Origin of the sequence: Accumulibacter sp., from assembly GCF_036625275.1 — a bacterium.
GTDB lineage: Bacteria > Pseudomonadota > Gammaproteobacteria > Burkholderiales > Rhodocyclaceae > Accumulibacter.
Map to the genome: position 1 here is coordinate 1 of NZ_JAZKUD010000019.1, position 23,715 is coordinate 23,715.

Here is a 23,715-nt window from a genome sequence, read left to right on the forward strand (position 1 = left end):
CTCGCCACCATGCACAAGCAGCAAGCCAATCTCTTCCACGCACTCACCCTGACTTTCCAAGGGAAGACTCCTCAGCCTCGGTTCGCCTGAACCACGTCCCACCCAAAATGGGGACCTGAGCAGTTACCATTTCTCAAGGGCACGTCGCTGACCTGGCGATAGGTCTCTGTCAGCCAACGCTGGCCGACCCGGCGGCGAACGATGACGGTGCGCACGTCGCCTGTGCGTGCCAGATCGTTCACCCACTCATACAACAACGAGTGCGAAGTGGGTTTGCAGACCAGAATGAACTCGAATCCACGCGCCAGCAGATCGCGGCAATACGGCTCATGGCAGTACAGATCGTCACCGAGAATCGTGACGTCCCAGGCCGCATAGCGCGCCCCCTCTCGCTCCAGCCAACGCCTCGAGGCGTTGATTTCACCGTCTTGTTTCTCATCACCGTCCTGGGGAACGATGAACTCCGGAGGTCAGGGGATGACTTTGTCTCGTCCGGGACAGACCAGAACCGGCTTAATCGCCGTGTGGGAATAAGGGGGGCAGTCCCCATGAGCACGCGTTGAGCATCTCGTACAGTGGAGATTTCGCGAGGAAAAATGCTCCACTCCATCGAGCGCCAGCAGCAGGCGCTGCCCCGTCGCCCGGTAGCGATCCATGATCCCCGCCTGTTGCAAGCCGTCAAAAATGAAGGGGAACAACGGGTAGGCTGACGATGGCGCCACCGCGTCCAGGAGGCTACGAATGGGATTGTCACAGGGAATCCGATACACCCCGAACAGCGTTGGCGCGTTGCTTTTTCCGAGTGTTTCCTGCATCGTCCGCGGGAAGTCCAGGAAGGAAGGGCTCTGCATGAAAAAAACCGAAAACGCACTCAGCGCTGCATCGCTCAAGCTGTACGGGGTGTTCTTTCCCCGTCGCCGATCCTCAAATCCATCAAACGTGGCCCGGATCTGCCCCGCCACCGCGCTGCCCGTTAGAACCGACAGGCTCTTTGAATCGCCATAGCGTCCTCTCCATAGCGTCCTCTCATAGCGTCCTCTTCCAAAGCTTCAAACCGCACCATTTAGCGGATCCGCTTCAAAATGAGAACTGCTGAAGCCCCGAAGTTTTCCAGCATCTGCATTGCCAACCGTACTCTCTCCACAGAATCTGTGGATAAGCATGCCACTAGCCTGTTGGTGAAACGGCCAAGTGCTTATCCAGGAAGATGTTTTTTGCCTGCCGGGAAAGCGGGCAGCGCGCAGGCCAGTGACGATCGCTCCGCATCGGCCAACGGGGGAGGCCCTGCCTGCCACATTGGCTGCGCAAGACGCCGACTGCCCTGTAGAATTCCCACATGTCAGACCTTCTCTCCAACAGCGCCGACCTGCCCACACCGCTGCCGGCCATTCCCGTTTCCCTGCTCAATCGCCTCGCCCGCGAGCGACTCGAAGCGGTTTTTCCCCTCTGCTGGGTGGCTGGAGAGGTATCCAACCTCAGCCACGCATCTTCCGGACATGTCTACTTCTCGCTCAAGGACAGCGTCGCGCAGGTCCGTTGTGTCATGTTCCGCAGCCGTGCGCAACTGCTCGGTTGGCGATTGGAGAACGGTCAGCACATCGAAGCGCGCGTGCTGGTGACGCTCTACGAGGCTCGCGGCGATTTCCAGCTCAACGTCGAAGCGGCTCGTCGCGCTGGTGTCGGCAACCTCTACGAACAATTTCTTCGCCTCAAGGACAAGCTGGCGCGCGAAGGCCTGTTCGACAGCACCGTCAAGCGCCCCCTGCCAGCGTTCCCACGCTGCATCGGCATCGTCACCTCGCTGCAGGCGGCGGCGCTGCGCGATGTCCTGAGCACGCTCAAACGCCGCGCCGGCCAGGTCGGCATCGTCATCTACCCGACACCGGTACAGGGTGACGGCGCGGCCGTCCAGATCGCCGCAGCCATACGCTGTGCTGGCGAGCGTCGGGAATGCGAGGTGCTGATCGTCTGTCGAGGGGGAGGCAGTATCGAAGACCTCTGGGCCTTCAACGACGAGGCCGTGGCACGGGCGATGCGTGCCTGCCCGCTGCCGGTGATCAGCGGGGTCGGTCATGAAACAGACTTCACCATTGCCGATTTTGCTGCTGATCAACGTGCGCCAACCCCCACCGCTGCCGCCGAGCTGGCGGCACCCGAACAGCTCGCACTGCTCGCCCACCTCGCCACCTGTCGACTTGCCCTGCGCCGCCAGATCAATCAGAACCTCGACCAGCGAGGCCAGCACCTGGACTGGCTTGCGCACCGACTGCAGCGCCCGTCGCAGTACCTGGCCCGCCACCGGGACAATCTGCAGCAGTTGCAGCGCCGTCTCGGCACCGGCCTGCTGCAGGCCAGCATGCAGGCACGGGCGACGCTGGCCTGCATTACCCGTCGCCTGCTCTTGATCCGCCCTGATCTGGCACGCCCAGCCGGCCACCTCGAAGCGCTGGCAACGCGGATGCGCAGCGCCTGGCAGGTGACCGTGCAGGCCAACTGCGCCGACCTCACCCGCCTGGCGGCCGGTCTCGCACACCTCAATCCGGCGGCGGTACTCGACCGCGGTTACTGCGTTGTCAGCAACGGACAGGGACAGATCGTTCGCGAGAGCAAAATCCTGGAACCTGGGCAGCAGATCGCTGTCTTCTTCCACCGTGGACGCGCCGAGGCGGCGGTACTGACCGTTTCCGAAGACGATGGCATGGCTCTCGCAGCACCGGCCATTGCCAGCGCCACCAGCCCCGACTAGAATCCGGCAGCCAGGCAGAATGCAGAAAGAAACTTTCGCGACAGGTTGACACGTCGTCCTTATTTCGCCCCATAACGAGCCTTACGGAGAACATCCATGGAACATCAGTTACCGCCACTCCCCTTTGCCATCGACGCCCTTGCTCCGCACATGTCGCAGGAAACCCTGGAATACCACTACGGCAAGCACCACCAGGCCTACGTGACCAACCTCAACAACCTCATCAAGGGGAGTGAATACGAGGCACTCGACCTCGAAGCGATCGTCAGGAAGGCCCCGGCAGGCGGAATTTACAATAACTCGGCGCAGGTCTGGAACCACACCTTTTTCTGGAATTGCCTGACACCCAATGGCGGCGGTGCACCGACTGGCGCCCTGGCCGCCGCCATTGACGCCAAATGGGGTTCCTTCGCGGATTTCGCGAAGGCCTTCCAGGCTTCCGCCGTTGGCAACTTCGGGTCGGGCTGGACCTGGCTGGTCAGAAAAACCGATGGCTCGGTGGACATCGTCAACATGGGCGCAGCCGGCACGCCGCTGACTACCGGCGACCAGGCCCTGCTGTGTGTCGACGTCTGGGAGCATGCCTACTACATCGACTATCGCAACCTGCGCCCGAAGTTCGTTGAAACCTTTCTCGGCAGCCTCGCCAACTGGCGCTTCGCCGAGCAAAACTTCGCCAGCTAGTCACCATGGTGTCGCGGTCGTACTGACATTGGCGCCACGCCGCAGCGTCGGAGAAGCCGCGACTTGGAAGTGGTGAATACATCTGCTGTGCGGCCGATCTGCAGCATTGCTCGCTCACTCCTCGCCTATCTACTGGTTAGAACGCGCGGATCATCTGGACACGCATATGAAGCGACTGATCCTTCTCGTAATTGTCGCCGTCATTGGTTGGCAAGGGTACGTCAAGTACCAGCATTCGCGGATCAACACGCTAGCCGATCAGAGCACGATGGACAGTACACAAGGCAGGGCAGGGTTTTCGCACAGCGACGCTACCGCCCACAGCGAGGCTACCGCCTCATCCCAGTTCAAATGCGACGGCCGGACCCATTGTGCTCAGATGACCTCATGTGCGGAGGCGACTTATTTCTTGAGGAATTGCCCTGGCACAAAGATGGACGGAAACAATGATGGTATTCCGTGTGAAAAACAGTGGTGTAGATGAGCATCAGTAGCCGCTTGTTGGGCTGAGGAACGAAGCCCAACAAGCGGCGCTGATCCCAGGGACAGGGTACCGCAGAGCCGCCGGTACCCCCTTCATCATATCGGGCTGGGGCTGACCGTGACACGATGACACGTGCTACCGCCATTCGTGGAAATCCCCTTATGCAGGCATCAAGCCATCGCTGCAAGCTGTTTTTTCAGAGACGCTTGCGGCCGGTGATCATTGCGCGCACCAGATTTTCCCGGTGCAAAAGACTTTCCCAAACAACGCCGATCAAGTGGCCGGCGATCAGCAGCAGCGTGCCGTTGGTGGCCACTTCATGGGCTTCCTTGATGGCGTCGATCAGGTCGTCACTGCTCCCGGTGAACCCTCCCGCCAGCGGTCCCAGCCCCTTGTCGGCGCCGTACAGCGCCAGGCCGGTGACGACGGTCGCCGTCAAGGCCAGCAGCATGGCGACGATCATCGCCCCGCCGGCGGGGTTGTGTCCGAGGTGACGTGGGGCACGCAGCGTCAGCACCCCATAAAGATAAGCGAGGATTTCGCCGGGGCGATGGACGAAGTCGCTGAAGCGGGCATAACGCGGGCCGACGAAGCCCCAGAGCAGCCGAAACAGCAACAGTCCAGCAAGCACATAGCCCGCCCAGACATGCACGATCTGCAGCAACTCGCCGTCCAATCGGTCCTGGAGACCTTCGAACGGCTCCCCTTCCGAAAGATAAGCCGTGCAGAAACTGAGCAGCAGCGTCCAGTGGAACAGGCGAAGCAGCGGGTCCCAGACAGGGATTTCAGTCAAATCGGTTGGCGTGCTCATGAGGTCGTGTGAACGGCTTCTGACAGCGCTTTCCTGCCGGCAGCAGGAAAGCGCGCGAGTGGATCGGAGAAAACTGACGAAGAGCGACTGCTTACTTGCTTTCTTCGGCAACCAGAGTGCCGGTCTTGATTTCGTAGTGGACTTCCCACTTCTTGCCGTCGTTGCCGTTGATCTTGACTTCCCAAGTCTTCTTGCCCTTCTTGGTGTCTTCATAGGCCTTGGTCACCGTGCCTGGGTGCGCTCTGAGAGCCATTTCGACCGCCTGTTCCTTGCTGATTTCCTGCATCGGGGCAGTGGTGGCGACCGGTGCCGTGGCCGCCGGGGCGGCGGTCTTGCTGTCGGCGGCGAACGTGCTGCCGGCAAGGCTGCTGGCGATGACCAACAGGGCGGCGGCGGTGAATACTCTGGGCTTGTTCATCTGATCGGTCCTTCATGGAAAGTGAAGATTGGTGAAAATGGTGAAAAGTTTCGGTCTGCGATCCCGGTGCTTTGAACGGCACCGCAAACACGGACGCCATCCTATGGCGACATCCTTAATCCAATCTTAGGACCGCTTGTTGAGCTGGCACTCGCCGATCAGCCGGCAGACGCCAGCGGACAACGCCCGGCAAAATCACCCGGCAACCCCGAGGCGGGCGCGCAGTTCGTCCAGTTCCTCGAGCAGGTCCGCCATCAGCGCAGCCAGTTCGGGAACGGCATCGAAGTCGCGTTCGAGTTGCCGCATGCGCCGCGCGCGCAGCAGGCTGTGGCTGGAAAAGCACCATACGCCGGCAACGCTCTCGGCGTGTGGAAACAGCCCGTCCTCGATGTGGCGCAGCAGCCAGCCGGGTTCGACGGTACAGGCTGCCGCCAGTTGTTCGAGGGTCAGCCAGCTACTGTCCATCAGGCTGCCGATCAGGATTTCCTCGTCTCGCATGGCTCAGTTCCTTCCTTGCTGGCGCGGATCGAAAGCGAGTTCCCGTGCCATGGTTTCGTAGAGTGCGCGCGCCCTGGCCGTATCGGCAGGGGGCAGCACCACTTGGATGTCGAGCAGCAGATCACCCGCTTGTGCGCCCGGAATGCCCTTGCCGCGCACCCGCAATTGCCGGCCGCTTTGCGCGCCTTCGGGGATGCGTACCCTGAGGCTGCCCTGCGGCAGGTCTACCGTCACCACCGTGCCCAGGGCGGCCTCCCAGGGCGCCACCGGCAGCGTCAGATGCAGGTCACGGCCCTGTACGCGAAAACGCGGGTGCGGCCTGAAGCGCACTTCCAGCATCAGATCCCCGGCCGGCGCGCCACCGATCCCCGGTGCGCCCTGCCCGACCAGGCGAATCACCTGACCGGCATGCACGCCTTGCGGGATCTTGACGTTCAGCGTGCGGTTCTCCAGCACGACGCGGCCTTGTGCGTCGATGCGCGGCGCGCGCAGCGAAATCTGCCGGGTTGCTCCGGAAAAGGCATCTTCGAGATCGAGCAGTACCTTGGCGTGATGATCCTCGCCGCGTGCCTGGAAGTGCCCACGCTGACCGGTATTGAAAGCGTGTGCAGTGCGCGTACGACCGAACAGTTCGGCAAAGAAGTCGGAGAAATCACCTGCCTCGCCGGGCGAAAATCCCCGCCCCGAGAACTCGAAGCCGGCATCCCAATCGGGCGGCGGCTGAAACTCCTGGCCCGGTTGGTAGCCACGTCCCAACTGATCGTAGGCGGCACGTCTTTCCGGGTCCGAGAGTACCGCGTTCGCCTCGTTGAGTTCCTGCATGCGTGTTTCGGCATTCACTTCCTTGGAAACGTCCGGGTGATACTTGCGCGCCAGTTTTCGGAAGGCCTTCTTGATCTCCTCCGCAGTGGCGTCGCGCGGAACCCCGAGAATCTGGTAGTAGTCCTTGAATTCCATAGATGATCCTCAATCGACAGGAGTGATCGTACAACGGCGACCCATCCTGCTGAAGCGCGGCGAACCAGGAAACGGCATATCGATATTGAAGTCTGTCGAACCGCCCCCAATTGTGCAATGCAGCGCCAGTGGTGGCGCTCTCGCCCATTCATTATATGGAGGATTCAACATGATCCATCGCTCTCTGTTTCCCCGCGACGTGTTTGCGGAACTGGATCGGCTGCAGCGTGAGATGCAGCAGGGTTTTCGTCTTTCTCCGAGCATTCGCGGCATCGCCCGCGGCGGGTTCCCGGCGATGAACGTCGGGGGCACGCCGCAATCCGTTGAAATCTATGCCTTCGCGCCCGGCATCGACGCAGCCAGTCTCGACGTCCAGATCGAGAAAGGCATGCTCATCATCGCCGGCGAGCGCCAGCGGCAAGTTCCCGGCACAGACGCCACGGTGCATATCGACGAGCGTTTCGAGGGTCGCTTCCGGCGCGTGGTGACGCTACCCGATGACATCGATCCCAACCTCGTCGACGCGAAGTACACCGACGGCGTGCTGCGCATCAGCATCGCCCGCAAGCAGTCTGCGCTACCACGCCGGATCACCATTCAATAAGGAGAATCGAAGATGTCCGACAACAGCCAAGTCACGAAACCGAGCCCCAGCGATGAAGCGACCCTGCTCCCGCCGGTCGACGTCATCGAGGACGCTTCGGGAATCACCCTGTATGCCGATCTGCCTGGAGTGCCCAGGGACAAGCTTCATCTGCAGGTGGAAGCCGACACCCTGACGATCGAGGGTGGGATCGACCTGGAAATGCCCGGCGGCATCGAGGCCAGTCACGCCGAAGTCAGCCTGTCCCGCTACCGGCGGGTATTTACCCTGTCGAAGGAACTCGACCCCAACAAGGTCAGCGCCGAGTTCAGAAACGGCGTACTGAAGCTCTCGATTCCCAAGGCAGAGCACGCACAGCCGCGTAAAGTCGAGGTCAGGTTGGCATAAGGGTGAGGTCTTCCCGGGTCATCACTCCACCAGCCTGAGTGAGCGCGGTTGACGACATCCACGTCTTTCAGACCGCACAGGACTCCCAGGTCGGGTCAGCGCAGCGCACCCGACCTGTTTTTCGTCGACCCGACAGGCGCAACGCCGAACGTGCCGGTGACCTGAAGGAGTAGAATTCGCTCCGTGACCACCCTGCTCGTCCTGACCAGTCTGCCCGACCGACCTGCTGCCGAAGCGTTGGCGAACGCTCTCGTCGAGGCGCGGCTGGCGGCCTGCGTGAACATTCTGGCGCCATGCCGGTCGGTCTATCGCTGGCAGGGAACCATCGAGGCGACCGACGAAGTGCCGCTGCTGATCAAGACCAGCAGCGAACGCTACCCGGCACTCGAAATGGCGATTCGCAGCCACCACCCCTACACGCTGCCGGAAGTGATCGCGCTGCCCGTGGTGCAGGGGCTGCCGGCGTACCTCGCCTGGGTGGACAGCGAAACGCGCGCCCCCGACTGAGTGCTGCACGACTCCCGCCATGACCCGCAGGCTGCTCCTCTCACCGTTCTTTTTCGTGCTCACCCTTCTGTTGAGCACGCTGGCAGCCGCCGACGAGTTTCTCGACCCGGCCGTCGCCTTCCAGCCAAGCGCACGCGCGATCGACGGACAAAACATCGAAGTGCGCTTCGCAATCGCCAGGGACTACTATCTCTACCGCGACAAGTTCCGTTTCGTTGCCGAGCCGTCGACGGTTCAGCTCGGCACGGCGATTCTGCCGCCGGGCAAGGAGAAACACGACGAAACCTTCGGCAGGGTCGAGGTGTATTACGATCAGGCGGTCATCCGCCTGCCGGTCGAGCGCAACCCTTCGGGACCACTGCCGCTGATCCTCAAGGTGACTTCGCAGGGCTGTGCCGATGCCGGCATCTGCTATCCGCCGCAGCAGCAGCAGCTCAGCCTGCAACTGCCCGATCAGGCCACTGCGCCGGCAGGACCGCCGCCGGCGACCCTGCCGAGCCAGGGTGTGGCCACCGACGAGTCGGGACGCATCGCGCAGTTGTTCAGGAACGCCGGCTTCTGGGTGCTGTTCGGCAGCTTTTTCGGCTTTGGGCTGCTGCTGTCGCTGACCCCCTGTGTCTTCCCGATGATTCCGATTCTTTCCGGGATCATCGTCGGCTCGGGCCGCGACGGGCATGGCGTGTCGCACGCGCGTGCCTTCCTGCTATCGCTGGCCTACGTCATCGGCATGGCGGTCAGCTACGCCGCGGCCGGGGTCGCGGCCGGGCTGACCGGCACACTGCTGGCGGCAGCGTTGCAGAACCCCTGGGTGCTGGGCGGCTTTGCCGCGATCTTTGTGCTGCTGTCGCTGTCGATGTTCGGCTTCTACGAGCTGCAACTGCCCACCGTTCTGCAAAGCAAGGTCTCGGAAGAAGCCAGACACCTGCATGGCGGCTCGCTGCCCGGCGTCGCGGCGATGGGCGCGCTGTCGGCAATCATCGTCGGCCCCTGCGTCGCTGCACCGCTGGCGGGCGCTCTGCTGTACATCGGCCAGACCGGTGACGCCGCGCTCGGCGGAGCAGCGCTGTTCGCGATGGGCCTCGGCATGGGCGTGCCGCTGCTCGTCGTCGGCATGTCGGCCGGTACGCTGCTGCCGAAGTCCGGCGCGTGGATGGAAGCGATCAAGAAAACCTTTGGCGTGATCCTGCTGGCCACCGCAGTCTGGCTCGTTTCACCCGTGCTTCCGGCGGTCGTGCAGATGCTGGCCTGGGCCCTGCTGCTGATCGTTCCGGCGATCTACCTGCACGCGCTCGACCCCCTGCCAGCGCACGCCAAAGGCTGGCAGCGTTTCTGGAAAGGCATTGGCATTGTCATGCTGCTGTTCGGTGCAGCGATGCTGCTCGGCACACTGGCCGGCTCGCGCGACCCGCTGCAACCCTTGTCGGTATTGCGCGGTAACGCGGCAAGTGGCGAAACCAGGCCATTGGCGTTCACGCGCGTGCGCTCACTGACCGAACTCGAAACCCGTATTGCGGCGGCTGGCCGGCCGGTGCTGCTCGACTTCTATGCCGACTGGTGCGTATCCTGCAAGGAGATGGAACGTTTCACCTTTGCCGATGCGCGCGTCCAGGCGAGGCTTGCGGGCTGGACCTTGCTGCAGGTCGACGTGACGGCCAACTCCGAGGCCGACCAGGCACTACTGCAACGCTTCAAGCTCTACGGTCCACCCGGACTGATCTTTTTCGACCGGCATGGCCGGGAGATCGAAGGCGTTCGCGTCGTCGGCTTCCAGAACGCCGAGGAATTTCTCGGCCTGCTCTCACGTTTGGGCTAACGGTCATGACTTTTCCAGGCACCCCGGACCATCAAGGTCATGGCTGTTTCCCTTCTCCCAAGAGTGGAGAGGAGAGGTTCGTGAGTGGCTGACGCGATTTTCACAGCCCATCGCTGATGCGGCGTCGATATTCACCTTCCTGATCAAGGGATGGACTCTCACCCTCAACCAGCCTCGAGTCGTCGGCGCAGCTTTTCGAGCTGTTTGCGTACGCCGTCGCCAACGGCAATCTGCGGGTTGGAATAGCCGTCGTTCTTGCCGGCCTGTTGCTCGCGCTCGTCGATCAGCGTTCGCGCGGCGGCATGCGCCTGCTCGAACGAACGCGTTGCGTGACGCAGCTGTTCATCGTACACGGCCTTGCCGAAGTAGGTCAGCTCCGACTTGCGGCCACAGCCGTACGAGGTGTGTTCAGCGTCGGCGGCGGTCATCACGAGGGTGCCGTCGCCCTGCAGCGGCTGGATCCAGCTTCCCGAATAGCAGGCCGAGACCGACACCACGCGATGACGTACGCCGGCCTCGTCGAGCCAGGTCTTGAGCAGTTGTGGCGTCACCGCGTCGACGCTCATCGGCCAGAAGTTCGCCGATAACTCGCCGTCCTGGGCACCATGCGAGGTGAGGTGGATAAAGAGAATGTCCTCGTTCCTGTCCATCAGCCGCGCGATGTGCCGGATCGCCCGTTGCAGGTTCAGTGGCGTCGCCCATGGCCATTCGGTACTGGTGTGGACGTGGTTGATGAGTTGCAGCGTGCGTCCCGCGGCGTCGAAGCGCTGCTCCAGCACGTCGGCAACGAGCGCGCTTTCGCGACGGAAGACGTCTTCGTGCGCGTAGGGTGCGAAGGTCAGGACATAGATCTCGATCACGCCCTTGCGTTGCGGCTGAAGTGCTTGCAAGCGTTCGCCGAGCAACTGCGGTTGTCGCTCCATCAGTTCCTGTGTCAGGCGGAGTCGTGCCAGGCGTTGATCCGATGCCGTGGCTGAGGCATCGGCAATCCACATCGTATCGCGTTCGCCTTCGCTTTCGGCAATGGCCAGCGCGAGCAGGATCGTCGCTAGGAGCAGCGATTGCCCCTTGCGCCGGGCGCCACGCCACAGGGTCAGCGTCTGCGCCAGGCCCAGCCAGATCCAGGTGCCGGTCCATAACGCCCAATGTGCCGACGGCATCAGCGAGGCTCCCCCGTCGCCGCTGTGTGCGACGGCGGCCCAGGCGAGGCCGAAGAGGGCCGACAGCCAAGCCCCTTGCGCCATCAGCAGGCAGAAAAGGTGCGCGGCGCTGGGCGCAACGGTGGCGGCGACAGCTTCCGTCCGATGCAGCAGCGCATAACAGACCCAGGCCGTGGCCGCCGGGAGCAGCCATCCGGTCAACAACGGTGACCAGTTGAAACTCGCCGGCCCGACGATCCACAGGCGTTGCACTCCCAGCGTCAGCAGAACGCCGAATGCCAGCAGAACGAGAATGGCCAGCGGGTGCGCATGCAGTCGCTGCCAGCGGGGTTGGAGCAGCAGCGCGGAGCGCATTCCCTCGTGCAGCCAGCGAATGACCGAGACGCCTGGCGGAGCGACGGGTACCGCAGGGGCAGCCAAGGTGGCGTGCGCAAGGGGGTCGGTGTCAGAAAAGAGGAGGCCGTCGTGCATGACCGGCTGCCGGTTGGCGGCTACGTCACAGGCTTCGGAGGGGGAGGACGAAGCCTTCGTAGCGGGGTCGGGTGGTTCGATGGACGCTGGCATGGCTTCTCCCGGAGAGGGCGCAGACGGTCACCTTGGTGAGCTCGCCTCGCGAATAAGCACAGAACATCCCAAGGCACCCCAGAAAGTATACGGGGCGCCCTCAACCAAGGTCAATCCGCGAATTGGCCCATAGGTTAAACTTGCCGCATGCCGTGGTGACACCACCTTCCTTGCTGTCCCTGTCGCCGCACCAGACCTGACGAAGCCCGCGACTGATTTTCGACCTCCTGCCATGCAAAGACTCCTTGCCCTCATCGGCCCCCTGCCATTCATCGCCCTCGCCATGGTTGCGGCAGGTCTCTCTCTCGGGGTTGCTGTGTGGCTGTTTGGCGAGGTTTTCTCACCCTCTCTGCTGACTTGCGCGTCGGCTTGGCGTTATCCGCTGACGGGTCTGGCGCTGGCGGCCAGTTATTTCGCCTACGGCCTGACGCTGCTGATGGTCGCGCCGCTGCTCAATTTTTTGCTCGGCGGGCGGCTGCAACCCTATCGCGGCCCGGCGGTCTCCCTGACCGCGTTGCGCTGGTATGTGCATTGCACGCTGACGCTGGTGGTTCGTTATTCGTTCCTGGAATTCGTGACACCCTCACCTTTCGCACAACTCTACTATCGGCTGATGGGAATGAAGATCGGGCGCAACGTGACCATCAATTCGACCGCCATCGCCGACCCGTCACTGATCGAAATGGCCGACGGAGTGACCATCGGCGGCTCGGCAAGCATCATGGCGCATTATGCGCAGGGCGGCTATCTGGTGATTGCGCCGGTCAGGCTCGGCGCCGGCGCGACCATCGGGCTGCGCGCGATAGTCATGGGCGGCGTCGAGGTCGGCGAAAAGGCCAAAATTCTGGCCGGTTCTTTCGTCCTGCCCAACACCCGCATTCCAGCCGGCGAGACCTGGGCCGGGATTCCCGCCCAGCGTGTCGAGCTGGAGCGCGACGCGGCGGCCGGCAACGGTGCGAACTGAACGTGCTCACCGACCTGCCTGCCTGGGAAACCATCGCGCTGCGGTTGCTGGCGATCGCTGGCAGCCTGCTGGCCTGGTTCTTCACCCAGCGCCTGATCGGCGCCCGCGATCTCGATGGTGCAGGCATCCACGACCAACTGCACCGGCTTACGGCTCGCGGCAACGCCTGGCTGCACGAACATCCGAGTGCGGCCAGGGCAGCCTTGATCGGCAGCTCGCTGGGAATCGATGCAGTGACCCTGTTCGTCCTCGGCTACGCCGTTCTCGGCCCGAGTTTCACTCCTTTCTGGGGCTTGCTGTGCCTGTTCGCCCTGCGCCAGTTGAGTCAGGCAGTGGTCGCGCTGCCGCCACCGCCGGGAATCATCTGGCGCGACCCAGGGTTTCCCTCGCTCTTCGTCACCTACGCGGTCGGCAACGATTTCTTTTTTTCCGGGCATACCGCGCTGGCCGTCTACGGGGCCATCCAGATCGCCACCCTGAACATTCCGGTACTGACTTTTTGCGGAATAGGGCTGGCTCTGCTGCAAATGCTCCTGGTGATCGTGCTGCGCGCGCACTGGACTCTCGACGTGCTGGCGGGACTGTTCGCCGCGCTGATGGTCGGCGTCGCCTTCTGGCCGGGTCTGGCAGCGTGAGGCGGCTGGAATATCCGCTGCCGTCAATGACCCGTGAAGGTCGTCGCGACGGATCACGAACCTCTCCTGGCCCGCTCGCAGGCAAAGCGTCGAGGAATGAAGGAAACAGCCCTGCCCTTGATCACCGGAGGTGTCTGACAAAGCCATGACCGTTGAGTTACCATGGGTCTGCCGATACCAACGGACAACCTCCCGCACAGGAGCATGACGTCTTGCCATACGACAGCCCGCGACTGACCCGGAACAACTTCGATCTACTGCGGCTGTTGTTCGCGGCCACCGTTTGTCTGGTGCACGCTTACGATCTTTCCGGGTACCCGCAACTCGCCTGGCTTGCCCGCGTCTTGTCTCCGGCATCGGCGCTGAAGGGGTTTTTCGTGGTCAGCGGTTTTCTGGTGTTCATGAGCTTTGAACGCTCGTCATCGCTGGCGTCTTATGCGCGCAAGCGCATACGGCGAATCTACCCGGCCTATTTCACCGTCGTCATGCTTTGCGCAGTCGCCCTGCCTGCAGTCGGTTCGCAAGGGATAGAGGGCTATTTTTCCCTGGCCTGGGGCAAATATGTTCTGGCCAACCTCTTCTTCCTGAACTTCCTGCAACCAGGCCTGCCCGGCGTTTTTGAATCCAACCCTCTGGCAGCGGTCAACGGCGCGCTGTGGACGCTCAAGATCGAGGTGATGTTCTACCTGATGGTGCCTTTCTTTGTCTTCCTTTTTCGGCGATTTGCGCGTCTGCCCGTCCTCGTATTGACCTATGGCCTGTCGCTTGCCTATGTCGGTTTGCTGGCCACTGCCGCGGAGCGCACCGGTTCCGGAATCTACCTGGAACTGGCTCGCCAATTGCCGGGGCAACTCTCGTATTTCATGGCGGGGGCTTTCCTCTATTACTTTCTGCCGCTGTTTGAGCGCTACCCGGTCTGGTTTCTCCTTGCCGCAGCCCTGGTGCTTGCGGTCAATACGATTTTTCCCTTACCACTCCTTGAACCCCTGGCGCTTGCCACGGTGGTCGTTTTCTTCGCGCTGTTCCTGTACGTGGGAAATTTCGCCAAGTACGGTGATTTCTCGTATGGCGTCTACATCATCCATTTTCCGGTCATCCAGCTGCTGGTACAGGGCGACTGGCTGCGTGACCGCCCCGGCTGGTTCCTGGCCACCCTGATTCTCCTGACGGGCATGGGCGCCCTGGCCATGTGGCACTTGGTTGAAAAACGCTTTCTGTTGCGCAGCAGCCATTACCTCGCTGGCGATTCGCTCGCTGCCACCGCAGCGAGCGACCCGACACCCGACCAGGGCGCGCCCGTTCGCTAGCGGTCAGGGCATGCAGCATTTCCAGCGTTCGGCAATGATCGGGGCGAAGGCCGAGAAACGCTCTTCCGGAAGGTAAATGAAGAGCCGCTTGAGGAGATCGAGGGCGCTGCCATTGATTCAGTATTCGATCGTGGCGTCGTGAAGCGTTCGCGGCGCTCCCGCAGTTCCGAATGCTCTGGCAGGGAGTGGTCATCCTGAGGGCCCGGCCCAATCGATCATGATCGGATCGTCGAGCGAGACCGCAGCATGAGCAAGGCAGGATGGTTGCATGCAGAAATTCTCTCCGGGCACTGTTCAAAATCGTCGACCTCCCTCCCTTTGCTTGCGAAAGCGTGGATTGGCGAGCCGCAAGGTTGCCTTTCACATGAGCGTGGCAGTCGCTCGGTCGAGTGCCGGGAAGCCACCGCTGGTCAGAAAGTTCTCGAACGCGGCGGCGGCTAGCGGCCGGCTGAATAGAAAACCCTGCATGTCATCGCACTCCAGACCGCTGAGCATTTGCCGCTGGGCTTCGGTTTCAACGCCTTCGGCCAGAATGCGCAAGTCGAAGCTGCTCGCGATGCAGGCAATGGCGTGAATGATCGAGGTTGAACTTTGCTTGTCGGGGTTCAGGTCGCGGACGAAGGACTGGTCGATCTTGATGCTGTTGATCGGAAAACGGCGCAAATAGTTGAGCGACGAGTAGCGGGTCCCGAAATCATCGATCGAAACCCGCAGCCCGCAGTTGCGCAATTGCTTCACCGTGCTGATGTTTTTCTCGGCGTCGTGCATCAGCAGGGTCTCGGTAATCTCGATGTCGAGCGCCGCCGCAGGAATCGCGTAGGTGTCGAGACGCCGCATGATCCGCTCGGGCAGGTCGCCGCGTTCAAGTTCTTTCGGCGAGAGGTTGATCGCCAGTTGCAGACGGGTGAATCCTTTGCTGCGCCAGGACGCCAACTGGCAAAGTGCCCGGTCGATGACCCATTCGCCGAGGGCAACGATCATTCCGGTATCTTCGGCCAGGGGAATGAAGGTGTCCGGCATCATCAGGCCATGGCGCGGGTGATGCCAGCGGATCAAGGCTTCCATTCCGATGGTTCGCCGCTGGCTGAAGCTGACTTGTGGCTGATAATGGAGTTCGAATTGATCGCCGCTTTCCAGCGCCTGCCGCAGGTCGCCCTCCAGCGTGAGGCGCATGCTGTGGCCGCTGTGCATCTCTGGCGCATAGTGCAGGTAGCCGTTCTTGCCGCGTCCCTTGATCTGGTACATGGCGATATCCGCATTGCGCAGAAGCACCTCGGGGGTTTCGCCGTTGTCGGGGTAGAGGGCGATGCCGATGCTGACGGTGGTAAAGAAATCCAGACCGGCCACCTTGAAGGGTCGCTTGAGTTCGGCCAGCATCTTGGCAGCGATGACCGTAGCATCCTCGCCATTCCCCAGATCGGGCAGCAGCACGGTGAATTCGTCGCCCCCCTGGCGAGCCAGGGTATCTCCCGAGCGCAGGCAGCTGCGACTGCGCTCGGCAAAACACTTGAGCAGCTCATCGCCTTCGTGATGGCCATAGGTGTCATTGACCAGCTTGAAACGGTCGATGTCGATGAACATCACCCCCACCCGCTTGTTCTTCCGTTTCGCCTGCTTCAGGGCAACCCCCAGTCGATCCTTGAACAGGATCCGGTTGGGAAGACCGGTCAACAGGTCGTGAAAGGCCTGAAAAGCGATCGTTTCCTCGGCTTTCTTGCGGTCGGTGATGTCCCGTGCCACGCCCGAAGTCCCCCTGAATTGCCGGTCGGTCGGCTCCCCATTGGCAGTATAGATGCCCTGTGCGCTGAGGATAGTCACGATGGTCCGGTTTTCGAAATGGCGCACTCCCCGGGTTTTCGTCTGCAGCCGGATTTCGACGTTGGTGCTTGCACGGTCACCGATTCGCCGTTCGTTGAAAACAAAGCGGGCATGTTCCAGATCGTCCGGGTAAACGATCGTCGAGTAATGCTTGCCCAGGAGTTCTTCACGGGTGTAGCCGAGCATGGCCTGCACGCGGCCGTTGACGAAAATGAAGAGGCCGTCCTTGTCGAGCGTATAGATGAAATCCGGGGACTGTTCCACCAGAAAGCGATGCAAACGTTCGGACTGTTCGAGGCGAACCGTCATCAGGGCGTGTTCCCGCTCGATCCGACGGCGATGCAGGACGCGGGCTACGGTGTCGATGAGTTCCTGGGGATCGCCATGCTTGCGGATGAATTCAAAAGCGCCGTGGCGCATGGCACGGATGGCCGAGTCGATCGACTCGTCGCCACTGAAGACGACCACCGCCGTCGGCACATGCTGGTGCAGCATCCATTCCATGATGTCCAGCCCATTGATGTCGGGCAGATTGAGATCGAGGATCAGGACATCGACGTCGCGCTCCTCAAGACGATGGCAGGCTTCTTGGCCGGTGCCGCACTCCTCGATGAGGCGCCCCTCGCCAGCAAGCAGGTGCCGGTAGACTGCCCGGATCCGATCCTCGTCGTCGACGATCAGGATTTTGCAGGGGGTCTCCTGGATGTCCAGACTTTGTGGCGAAAAGTCGAAATTTGCGATGGCCTTCATGGTTGCTCCCGAGAGGTGTCCGGCGACGAGACGGTCTTCTGCTGTAGCTGGCCACCGCCCAGAGAGGGCGTGCGCTCCGGGATGGGCAACAGCAAGGCGATCATGGTTCCGAAACCTGGCTTGCTGCGGCAGATCACGGGGATTCCCAGGCGCTGTGCCAGTGCGCCGACGATCGACAGCCCGATACCGCGGCTGCCTCTGCTGCGGACGTCGGCTGGGTGATGCAGCGGGCGCATCGCTTCTTCGCTGATGCCAGGCCCGTTGTCCTCGATTTTCAGCTCGGCGAAGTGCCGCCCCTGATGCTGAATGTCGTCAGTCAGCGAAATCCTGCAGCGTTGCCCTCGGGCAAGGGCTTCGGAGGCATTTTTCCACAGGTTGAGGAGAATCTGTTTGAGGCTATTGCGATCGCAGGCAATCCGGACGGTCTGTGCTGGCAGGAGCGTTTCGACGACAATGCCCCGCGAATCGAAAAGCACCTCGCGATAGAGCAGCAGCAGTTCGCGCAGCAACTTGCCGAGGTCGACCGTGTGCTCATCAGCCTGCACCTCGGGAGTATCGCGCATGCGTCGCACGATGCCGGCCACTCGTTCGATTTCTTCGTTCAGGATGTTCAGTTCGTGGCGAACCTCGGCTGCCTGCGGCAGCTTGGCGCTCAGGATTCTGAGATAGCTCTTGATGATGGTCAGCGGGTTGCCCGCTTCGTGCACGATGTGCCTGGCCTGGCGAGTAAAACGCTCGGCAACCGCGTCCTCGATCTGGGCTCGGACATCCTGGGCTGCGCGCCAACTTTCCAGACTGCTGCCGGCAATTCGTCCGAAGTTCGCCAGACCAGGCAAACGGCGACCCAACCGGGCGAACTGGCCTGCACTCAGGCCGGCCACCATGACGCCGACCGTTCCTCCACGCCCGATCATCGGAATGCACAACAGGCCGTTGCTCGCAAAAGCCCGGGCAAACTGCAGGTCCATCAGGGACTTCGCCGCTGGCGGATCACGATCGTACGACGACCGGATCTGCTTGCTGAGCGCCGCCGCTGCCGCCAGGCTTCGCTGTTCCTCGGGAAGAATGCTGACCTGACTGAAAACAGGCGCTTGTTCGGCGATGCCCTGGCCTGTCAACCGGCCGTCCAGCGGATCGCAGAGTAAAAAGGCGAGGTGGTTCAGGTCAAACAGGATGCGCGCCGACGCACGCAAGCCGGAAAACACTTCGGCCGCGCTATCGAGCGCGAACAGATCCTCTTGCAAGGGTTGCATCAGGGCCTGGTTGCCGATGATGTGAGCAATCTGGCTATGGGTATCGGGCACGGATCGGGGGTCCATGCCGAGTACGCGCGGCAGGCTGGTGCTCCTGCCACCGGCCTGCCGTTCCTGGAGCGTCATGCCGAGGGCCTCGGCAAGCATGCACATTCGTTGTGCTGCCTGAGCACGCAAGGTACTCAGGAGGCTACTGCTGGCGTTGCCAAACATCTGCTCGGCGAGTTGCCCGAGTTCCTCGCTCACCTCGTCGTCGCAAGCCAGCGCGTGTGCCAGCCACACCACCTGGGTCAGATGCGTGCCGGTCAGCATCTGCTCGGCCGGCTGGTGGTGAAAGAGGATGCCATCGGCAAACGATGAATCCAGATGCCACTGATCGGCGAGCCAGGTGCCGATTTCGCCATGGTCGACACCAAAGCGTTCTTTTTCCATTTCTGACAAAGCGCTTTCATCGGGACAGGTCGCAAGGAGCTTCAGATAGGGCTCGCCCAGGGCCGAAAGCAGAATGAGTTCCCCGACATCATGCAGCAGGCCCGCCAGATAAGCTTCGTCCGGTTGCTGATAGCGGGTGGCGACCGCCAGGCTGCGGGACAACTCGGCAACCAACAGCGAGTGGGTCCAGAACCCTGACAGATCGACCGCCCGCGTAGCGGTTCGTTCGTCAAACAGACTCTGAACCGACAGGCAGGTCGCGATCGAACGAACCAGACGGGTGCCGAGTGCCAGCAGGCAGCTCTCGATGCTGCGCAGGGGATTGCCGCGCCGGAGCGCGGATGAGTTGGCCGCGGTCAGGACGCGGGTGCACAAGCCGGGATCCTGCTCGACCAGGCTGGCCAGTTCGGCCATGGTCGTGCCGTCATCGTCGACCATCTGCAGGAGTCGCAACAGTATCTGTGGCGGCGATGGCGCACGCCCCGACTCCATGGCATGGCGAATCGGTTCCGGCAAGCTATACATCGTGGTAATGGCCGCAGGGGATCACTAATCGAGCTTCTTGAGATAGTCCTTGGTAAACACCTTGTCCGGCAGATCCCGAAGCTTCATGCTTCCATATTCGAGGACGGACTGTTCGCCGCCGCGCAGAGCATCTTCCATGACCAGTCGGGTGGGCCGTTTTCTCCCTTCCATGGCCTTGAAGTTCTCGTATTTGCAGGTCTTCAGCAGACGGTTGGAAAGTGAATAGAATTCCGCCTTGAACGGCCAGAAGTCCTTGTCCCGGACCCAGTAGAGGACCCGCTGGTAGGTGACGCTGCGGTCGACACCGGTCAGTTCGAGAACATGATATTCCTCGTTGCCGATTTTCTCGCGCCGTAGCAGCCGGGGATTGTAGTCGGCAGCGAAATTGGCACGCGCCAGATCGCCGTTGGCGACCTGACCGGTCAGCCTTTGCGAGAGGGAGAGCCGAATCGGTTGCGAAACGTCGGGCATGAATACCCAGAGGTCCCGACCTTTCATCAACAGGATCTGGCCACGTTCGGACGCCGGTTCGGTGACCATCACGACGCTGTTGGTGTTGCCCTTGGAAAGCACCCGGTACTTGCGTACCTCGGCGCCCTGTCCGCTGCCGGTGGTCGTGATGCTGACGTCCACCTGGAAGCCTTCGGTCGGGAAACGAACCTGGTCGGCCTTTTCAACGATCAGCCGGGCTTCGGCATCGTCGCCCGCGGCCGGCAAAACGGACTCCGCCGCCCGCACCGGCATGGCGCTGGCCAGGACGGCGGCAAACAGGAGTACCCGTGCAGTGTTGACACCAAGATGGCGGATGGTCATGATTTCCATAGTTTTCAACCCATTGTGCTGGCCGTCGACACGGTTGGCAGGAAGTGTCACCGATGAGCATGCTTGAACCCATTGTCCGCATAGAACATGTATACAAGGATTATCTACTTGGCGAACAGAAAGTCCAAGCCCTCAAGGACATTCATTTCAATATCGAGCCCGGTGTCTTCCTGGCAATCGCAGGTCCATCAGGCAGTGGCAAGACCACCTTGCTGAACCTGATCGGCTGTATCGACACGCCGACCAGCGGCAAGATCTACATCCATGGCGAGGACGTGAGTGGGCGGACGCCTGATCAACTGGCCGATCTGCGTGCACGCAAGATCGGTTTCATCTTTCAGACCTTCAATCTGTTACCGGTGTTGTCAGCCGCCGAGAATGTCGAGTATCCCCTGCTGCACCGCAAGGATGTGTCGAGCGCCGAGCGCCGGAAGCGCGTCGCGTATTTCCTGGATGTCGTCGGCCTGTCGAAATACGCGGCGAATCGCCCGAATCAGTTGAGTGGCGGTCAGCGTCAGCGGGTGGCAATTGCCAGGGCGCTGGCGATCCACCCGGCGATTGTCCTGGCGGACGAACCGACGGCGAACCTCGATCGTCAGACCAGCAAGGAAATCCTCTTCCTGATGAAAGAGATCAACCGGAGGCAAGGCACGGCTTTCATCTTTTCGACCCACGATGATCGGGTGATCAACAATGCTCGCCGTCAGATCCGGATCGAGGATGGCGAAGTCGTCACGCTCGGCAAGCGCCCCTCCGGCGGGAAGTGGATTTTCTTGCCCGATCGCAAGCCCGGAACTCCCCTCAACAACGACAACGAGGAATGGTTCAGCCAGTCTGCCGAAAGTTCGGATGCCACCATGGAACATAATGATGAGAACAGCGATGCCGTCCAGAAGAATTAAGGTGAAAGTCGCGTCAGCGACTCACGAATCTCCCCTCCCCACTCGTGGGGGAGAGGGAAACGGTCATGACTTTCATGATCGGGGGTGCCCGGAAAATGCCATGACCGTTAGCTGGCACTGCATTGGTCTCTTCGTTGCTGCTCTGCTGAGTTGGCCGACGGTCGCAGTGAGTGACCCCACGGACAACATTGATCGCCCCGGCGTCGACGTGTCCGACCACTCCGAGACCAGGCCAACGCGCATCATGCTCGCCGCCAAACCGGCCGACGCCCTGCCGACGAGCAGGGAGAGCCTGTTTGGCGACGACGAGCCTGATGCGGCTGCAGACCAACCCACCCGTCGGGAATCCTTGTTCGGTGACGATCAGCCTTCATCGCCGCAGACCACAGGCGCTGCCAAACAGTCGTCAGCGCGCACAGCGGGCTTGAAGGGCTTCATCCAGAACGTGATGGCCTATGACTGGCCCAAGCCTCGACACTGGTCGGAAATGATGACCCGCGTCGATCTGAGCACGCAGGGCGATCTCGGCAACCAGGTCAAATGGAAACTTGGAGCGCGCATCGACTATGACGCGACTTATACCTTCACCGATTTCTATCCGCAGGCGGTGGCGGACAATCAACGTTTCAACGTTCTGCTGCGCGAGAACTATCTCGATATTGGCGCCGGGGACTGGGACTTCCGCCTTGGCCGGCAGCAGATCGTCTGGGGTGAAATGGTCGGGCTGCTGTTTGGCGACGTGGTTTCCGCCAAGGACATGCGGCAGTTCATCCTGCCGACCTTCGATATCCTGCGTATTCCGCAGTGGGCAGCCCGGGCAGAGTATTTCAAGAACGATTTCCACGCCGAACTGGTCTGGATCCCGGTCGCCAGTTACGACAACATCGGCAAACCGGGTTCCGAGTTTTTCGTCTACACACCGCCGCCCCCTCCGGGTGTCGCCACGGTGTTCCGCAACGAAAAATTTCCGGCGCGCGGTCTTGATCATACCAACTACGGACTGCGGCTATCGGTGTTGCGCGATGGCTGGGACGTGGCTGGCTTTGCCTACAGCAGCATGAACGTTGCGCCGACCTTCTACCGATCAATCGTTCCCGACCCCCTGCCAACCGCGATTTACCAGGCCAGGCACGACCGCATCAATCAGTTGGGCGGCACGCTAGGCAAGGATTTCGGTTCGCTGGTCCTGAAGGGCGAAGTAGTGTATACGCGCGGCCGTAAATATGAGGTCACCAATGCGACCGATGCCGACGGGGTCGTACCGCAGAACACGCTGCTCTGGGTCCTTGGTCTGGATTTCAACCAGTTTGCCGATACCCGGATCAACGCGCAGATTTTCCAGAACCATTTCTTCAACCATGATCCGGACATCATTCCCCTGGCCAAGGAATACGGTTTCAGCCTGTTGCTCAACCACAAGTTCAGCGACAAGTTCGAGGCACAGGCGCTGTGGATCGCCAGCCTGAACCGTACCGACTGGCTGCTGCGACCCCGAATGAACTGGCATTTCGAAAAGAACTGGAGCCTGGCGATGGGTGTCGATATCTTCAAGGGGTCCCCGGCAGGATATTTCGGTCGCTATGACGCCAAGGACCGCGTTTATACCGAAATCCTTTACAACTTCTGACCATTCGCTCGCCACGCCCCTGCCTGGCCTGCCCGAATCGACGACTTCGGAGGCCAGCAGCCGTGCTTCCCCGGCAAGCGATACCCGGCTCGATGCCGCCAGGCTTGAACTTGCGCTGGTCGAAGCCTCGCCAAATTACGCTCTGAACGCACCGGCGGGAACTTCCCATGTGGGTATGTCGAGCAGATGCGCGCTCCTGGCTCACTGTTTTTCTCACTCCAGCTTCAGGCCAGCGGTGCACACCCGGTCGCAGAAAATGACTCCAAGCGTCATCGGCTTACGTCGACGTTGAGCCAGAGCTGTGCATCGAATGGCAGCAGTTGTTTGCCGGCGTTCAGCTCCGGTGCCACCTCCTGCGCTCTGCCGACGAGGACCTTCTCGACCGAAATTCCGACTGGGGTGTAAGGCGTGCCGGCAAAGGGTGTGGCGATGCGCGCCAGGAAGGTCGGCCCCGACAGCGTCGCCGATACCCACTGGTTCGGCCCACCCGAGCGTGCCTTGCCCCGGCGGGCATCCCATTGTGGATCGCGCAGTGCCGCCTCGGCAAGGTGGTGCGAGATCCAGGGGAAGGTAAGCGCTCGCCCGAGATACAGGCCGCGGAGCGGGGGCGCGCTCGCCGACCGCGTCGACAACCAGTTGCTGATTACTTCCCGATAGCTCGACTCGGCCACCTCGCAGTGCATGAAGGCGTCCGTATGTGGACGGAATGACGCGGTCTTTCCCCCAGGTCCTTCCTCGATATGTGGCGTGCAAGCCGCTGCCATGGACGGGAGGGCGAGCAGCGCTGCGGTCATGATCCGTCGAGCCAGCCGCGACCGGCGCGCGAATCCTTGACTGATTTCCAGCCGCAGGCGCAGGCCGGAAAGTTGCGCGGGGTCGCAGCCAAGGCCGCCGCGATCGCCACACTGCGGGGTTTGCGTTATGGCAGTCATGATGATTACTGCGGCTTCGAGATCCGGCACGTTGATGATCTGTTGCCAACCAGGCCCGAATTCGGGCGCCATTTCGAGGCCGATGGCGCCTCGCCGGGTAATCCCCGCCGGTTCG

At 61.6% G+C, this 23,715-nt stretch carries 22 protein-coding genes; 12 read left to right on the plus strand and 10 right to left on the minus strand.

Annotation, left to right across the window (positions count from 1 at the left end):
* Positions 1–470 precede the first annotated feature (470 nt).
* On the minus strand, positions 471–851 hold the full coding sequence (locus tag V5B39_RS08915) for a hypothetical protein (protein WP_332342546.1): 381 nt from the start codon (positions 849–851) through the stop codon (positions 471–473).
* A gap of 485 nt (positions 852–1,336) precedes the next feature.
* Between V5B39_RS08915 and xseA the strand changes: the two genes are divergently transcribed.
* The 3 genes from xseA to V5B39_RS08930 all read left to right on the plus strand — a co-directional run bounded on the left by xseA (position 1,337) and on the right by V5B39_RS08930 (position 3,914).
* Positions 1,337–2,746 carry an exodeoxyribonuclease VII large subunit gene (xseA, locus tag V5B39_RS08920; protein ID WP_332342547.1) on the plus strand — a complete coding sequence of 470 codons (1,410 nt, stop codon included), beginning with the start codon at positions 1,337–1,339 and terminating at the stop codon, positions 2,744–2,746.
* A gap of 96 nt (positions 2,747–2,842) precedes the next feature.
* Positions 2,843–3,430: a superoxide dismutase gene (locus V5B39_RS08925; RefSeq protein ID WP_332342548.1), complete on the plus strand. Its 588-nt coding sequence runs from the start codon at positions 2,843–2,845 to the stop codon at positions 3,428–3,430.
* 166 nt (positions 3,431–3,596) lie between these two features.
* Positions 3,597–3,914, plus strand: coding sequence for an excalibur calcium-binding domain-containing protein (locus V5B39_RS08930; RefSeq protein WP_434735674.1), 318 nt, complete (start codon positions 3,597–3,599; stop codon positions 3,912–3,914).
* Positions 3,915–4,110: 196 nt separating this feature from the next.
* Here the strand turns inward: V5B39_RS08930 and V5B39_RS08935 are convergent, their stop codons facing one another.
* From V5B39_RS08935 to V5B39_RS08950, 4 genes are all read right to left on the minus strand, one after another.
* Positions 4,111–4,725: a cytochrome b/b6 domain-containing protein gene (locus tag V5B39_RS08935; protein WP_332342549.1), complete on the minus strand. Its 615-nt coding sequence runs from the start codon at positions 4,723–4,725 to the stop codon at positions 4,111–4,113.
* Between the two features lie 91 nt (positions 4,726–4,816).
* The gene (locus tag V5B39_RS08940; RefSeq protein ID WP_332342550.1) at positions 4,817–5,143 is read right to left on the minus strand and encodes a PepSY domain-containing protein; all 327 of its coding nucleotides are present in this window, start codon (positions 5,141–5,143) and stop codon (positions 4,817–4,819) included.
* Between the two features lie 195 nt (positions 5,144–5,338).
* The gene (locus tag V5B39_RS08945) at positions 5,339–5,641 is read right to left on the minus strand and encodes a chaperone modulator CbpM (protein WP_332342551.1); all 303 of its coding nucleotides are present in this window, start codon (positions 5,639–5,641) and stop codon (positions 5,339–5,341) included.
* Positions 5,642–5,644: 3 nt separating this feature from the next.
* Positions 5,645–6,598 (minus strand): DnaJ C-terminal domain-containing protein, encoded by a 954-nt coding sequence (locus V5B39_RS08950; protein ID WP_332342552.1) that lies wholly within the window; start codon positions 6,596–6,598, stop codon positions 5,645–5,647.
* Between the two features lie 169 nt (positions 6,599–6,767).
* Here V5B39_RS08950 and V5B39_RS08955 point away from each other — a divergent pair, with 169 nt between their 5' ends.
* From V5B39_RS08955 to dsbD, 4 genes are all read left to right on the plus strand, one after another.
* A complete protein-coding gene (locus tag V5B39_RS08955) occupies positions 6,768–7,202 on the plus strand; it encodes an Hsp20/alpha crystallin family protein (RefSeq protein WP_332342553.1) in 435 nt (144 codons plus the stop codon).
* A 12-nt stretch (positions 7,203–7,214) separates the two neighbouring features.
* Positions 7,215–7,589, plus strand: coding sequence for an Hsp20/alpha crystallin family protein (locus V5B39_RS08960; protein WP_332342554.1), 375 nt, complete (start codon positions 7,215–7,217; stop codon positions 7,587–7,589).
* Positions 7,590–7,763: 174 nt separating this feature from the next.
* Positions 7,764–8,096, plus strand: coding sequence for a divalent-cation tolerance protein CutA (cutA, locus tag V5B39_RS08965; RefSeq protein WP_332342594.1), 333 nt, complete (start codon positions 7,764–7,766; stop codon positions 8,094–8,096).
* A gap of 19 nt (positions 8,097–8,115) precedes the next feature.
* Positions 8,116–9,909, plus strand: a complete 1,794-nt coding sequence (gene dsbD, locus V5B39_RS08970) for a protein-disulfide reductase DsbD (RefSeq protein ID WP_332342555.1) — start codon at positions 8,116–8,118, stop codon at positions 9,907–9,909.
* A gap of 164 nt (positions 9,910–10,073) precedes the next feature.
* On the opposite strand, the gene V5B39_RS08975 is transcribed toward dsbD, so the two are convergent.
* Positions 10,074–11,633, minus strand: a complete 1,560-nt coding sequence (locus tag V5B39_RS08975; protein WP_332342556.1) for a C13 family peptidase — start codon at positions 11,631–11,633, stop codon at positions 10,074–10,076.
* 232 nt (positions 11,634–11,865) lie between these two features.
* Between V5B39_RS08975 and V5B39_RS08980 the strand changes: the two genes are divergently transcribed.
* From V5B39_RS08980 to V5B39_RS08990, 3 genes are all read left to right on the plus strand, one after another.
* Positions 11,866–12,597: a hypothetical protein gene (locus V5B39_RS08980; protein WP_332342557.1), complete on the plus strand. Its 732-nt coding sequence runs from the start codon at positions 11,866–11,868 to the stop codon at positions 12,595–12,597.
* Between the two features lie 2 nt (positions 12,598–12,599).
* Positions 12,600–13,232, plus strand: a complete 633-nt coding sequence (locus V5B39_RS08985) for a phosphatase PAP2-related protein (protein WP_332342558.1) — start codon at positions 12,600–12,602, stop codon at positions 13,230–13,232.
* Between the two features lie 212 nt (positions 13,233–13,444).
* Entirely contained in the window at positions 13,445–14,539 is a 1,095-nt protein-coding gene (locus V5B39_RS08990; protein WP_332342559.1) for an acyltransferase family protein, read from the plus strand.
* 360 nt (positions 14,540–14,899) lie between these two features.
* On the opposite strand, the gene V5B39_RS08995 is transcribed toward V5B39_RS08990, so the two are convergent.
* The 3 genes from V5B39_RS08995 to V5B39_RS09005 are packed head-to-tail and all read right to left on the minus strand — an operon-like array spanning position 14,900 to position 20,139.
* A complete protein-coding gene (locus V5B39_RS08995) occupies positions 14,900–17,107 on the minus strand; it encodes a putative bifunctional diguanylate cyclase/phosphodiesterase (RefSeq protein ID WP_332342560.1) in 2,208 nt (735 codons plus the stop codon).
* Positions 17,104–19,317, minus strand: a complete 2,214-nt coding sequence (locus tag V5B39_RS09000; protein ID WP_332342561.1) for an HDOD domain-containing protein — start codon at positions 19,315–19,317, stop codon at positions 17,104–17,106. The genes V5B39_RS08995 and V5B39_RS09000 overlap by 4 nt, the downstream gene beginning before the upstream one ends.
* A 24-nt stretch (positions 19,318–19,341) precedes the next feature.
* Positions 19,342–20,139 (minus strand): outer membrane lipoprotein-sorting protein, encoded by a 798-nt coding sequence (locus tag V5B39_RS09005; RefSeq protein ID WP_434735675.1) that lies wholly within the window; start codon positions 20,137–20,139, stop codon positions 19,342–19,344.
* Between the two features lie 53 nt (positions 20,140–20,192).
* Here V5B39_RS09005 and V5B39_RS09010 point away from each other — a divergent pair, with 53 nt between their 5' ends.
* Both V5B39_RS09010 and V5B39_RS09015 read left to right on the plus strand, forming a co-directional pair.
* The gene (locus V5B39_RS09010; protein WP_332342562.1) at positions 20,193–21,041 is read left to right on the plus strand and encodes an ABC transporter ATP-binding protein; all 849 of its coding nucleotides are present in this window, start codon (positions 20,193–20,195) and stop codon (positions 21,039–21,041) included.
* A gap of 100 nt (positions 21,042–21,141) precedes the next feature.
* Complete coding sequence (locus tag V5B39_RS09015; protein WP_332342563.1) at positions 21,142–22,668, plus strand: DUF1302 family protein; 1,527 nt, start codon at positions 21,142–21,144, stop codon at positions 22,666–22,668.
* Between the two features lie 269 nt (positions 22,669–22,937).
* Here the strand turns inward: V5B39_RS09015 and V5B39_RS09020 are convergent, their stop codons facing one another.
* Positions 22,938–23,672, minus strand: a complete 735-nt coding sequence (locus V5B39_RS09020; protein ID WP_332342564.1) for a hypothetical protein — start codon at positions 23,670–23,672, stop codon at positions 22,938–22,940.
* Between the last annotated feature and the right edge of the window lie 43 nt (positions 23,673–23,715).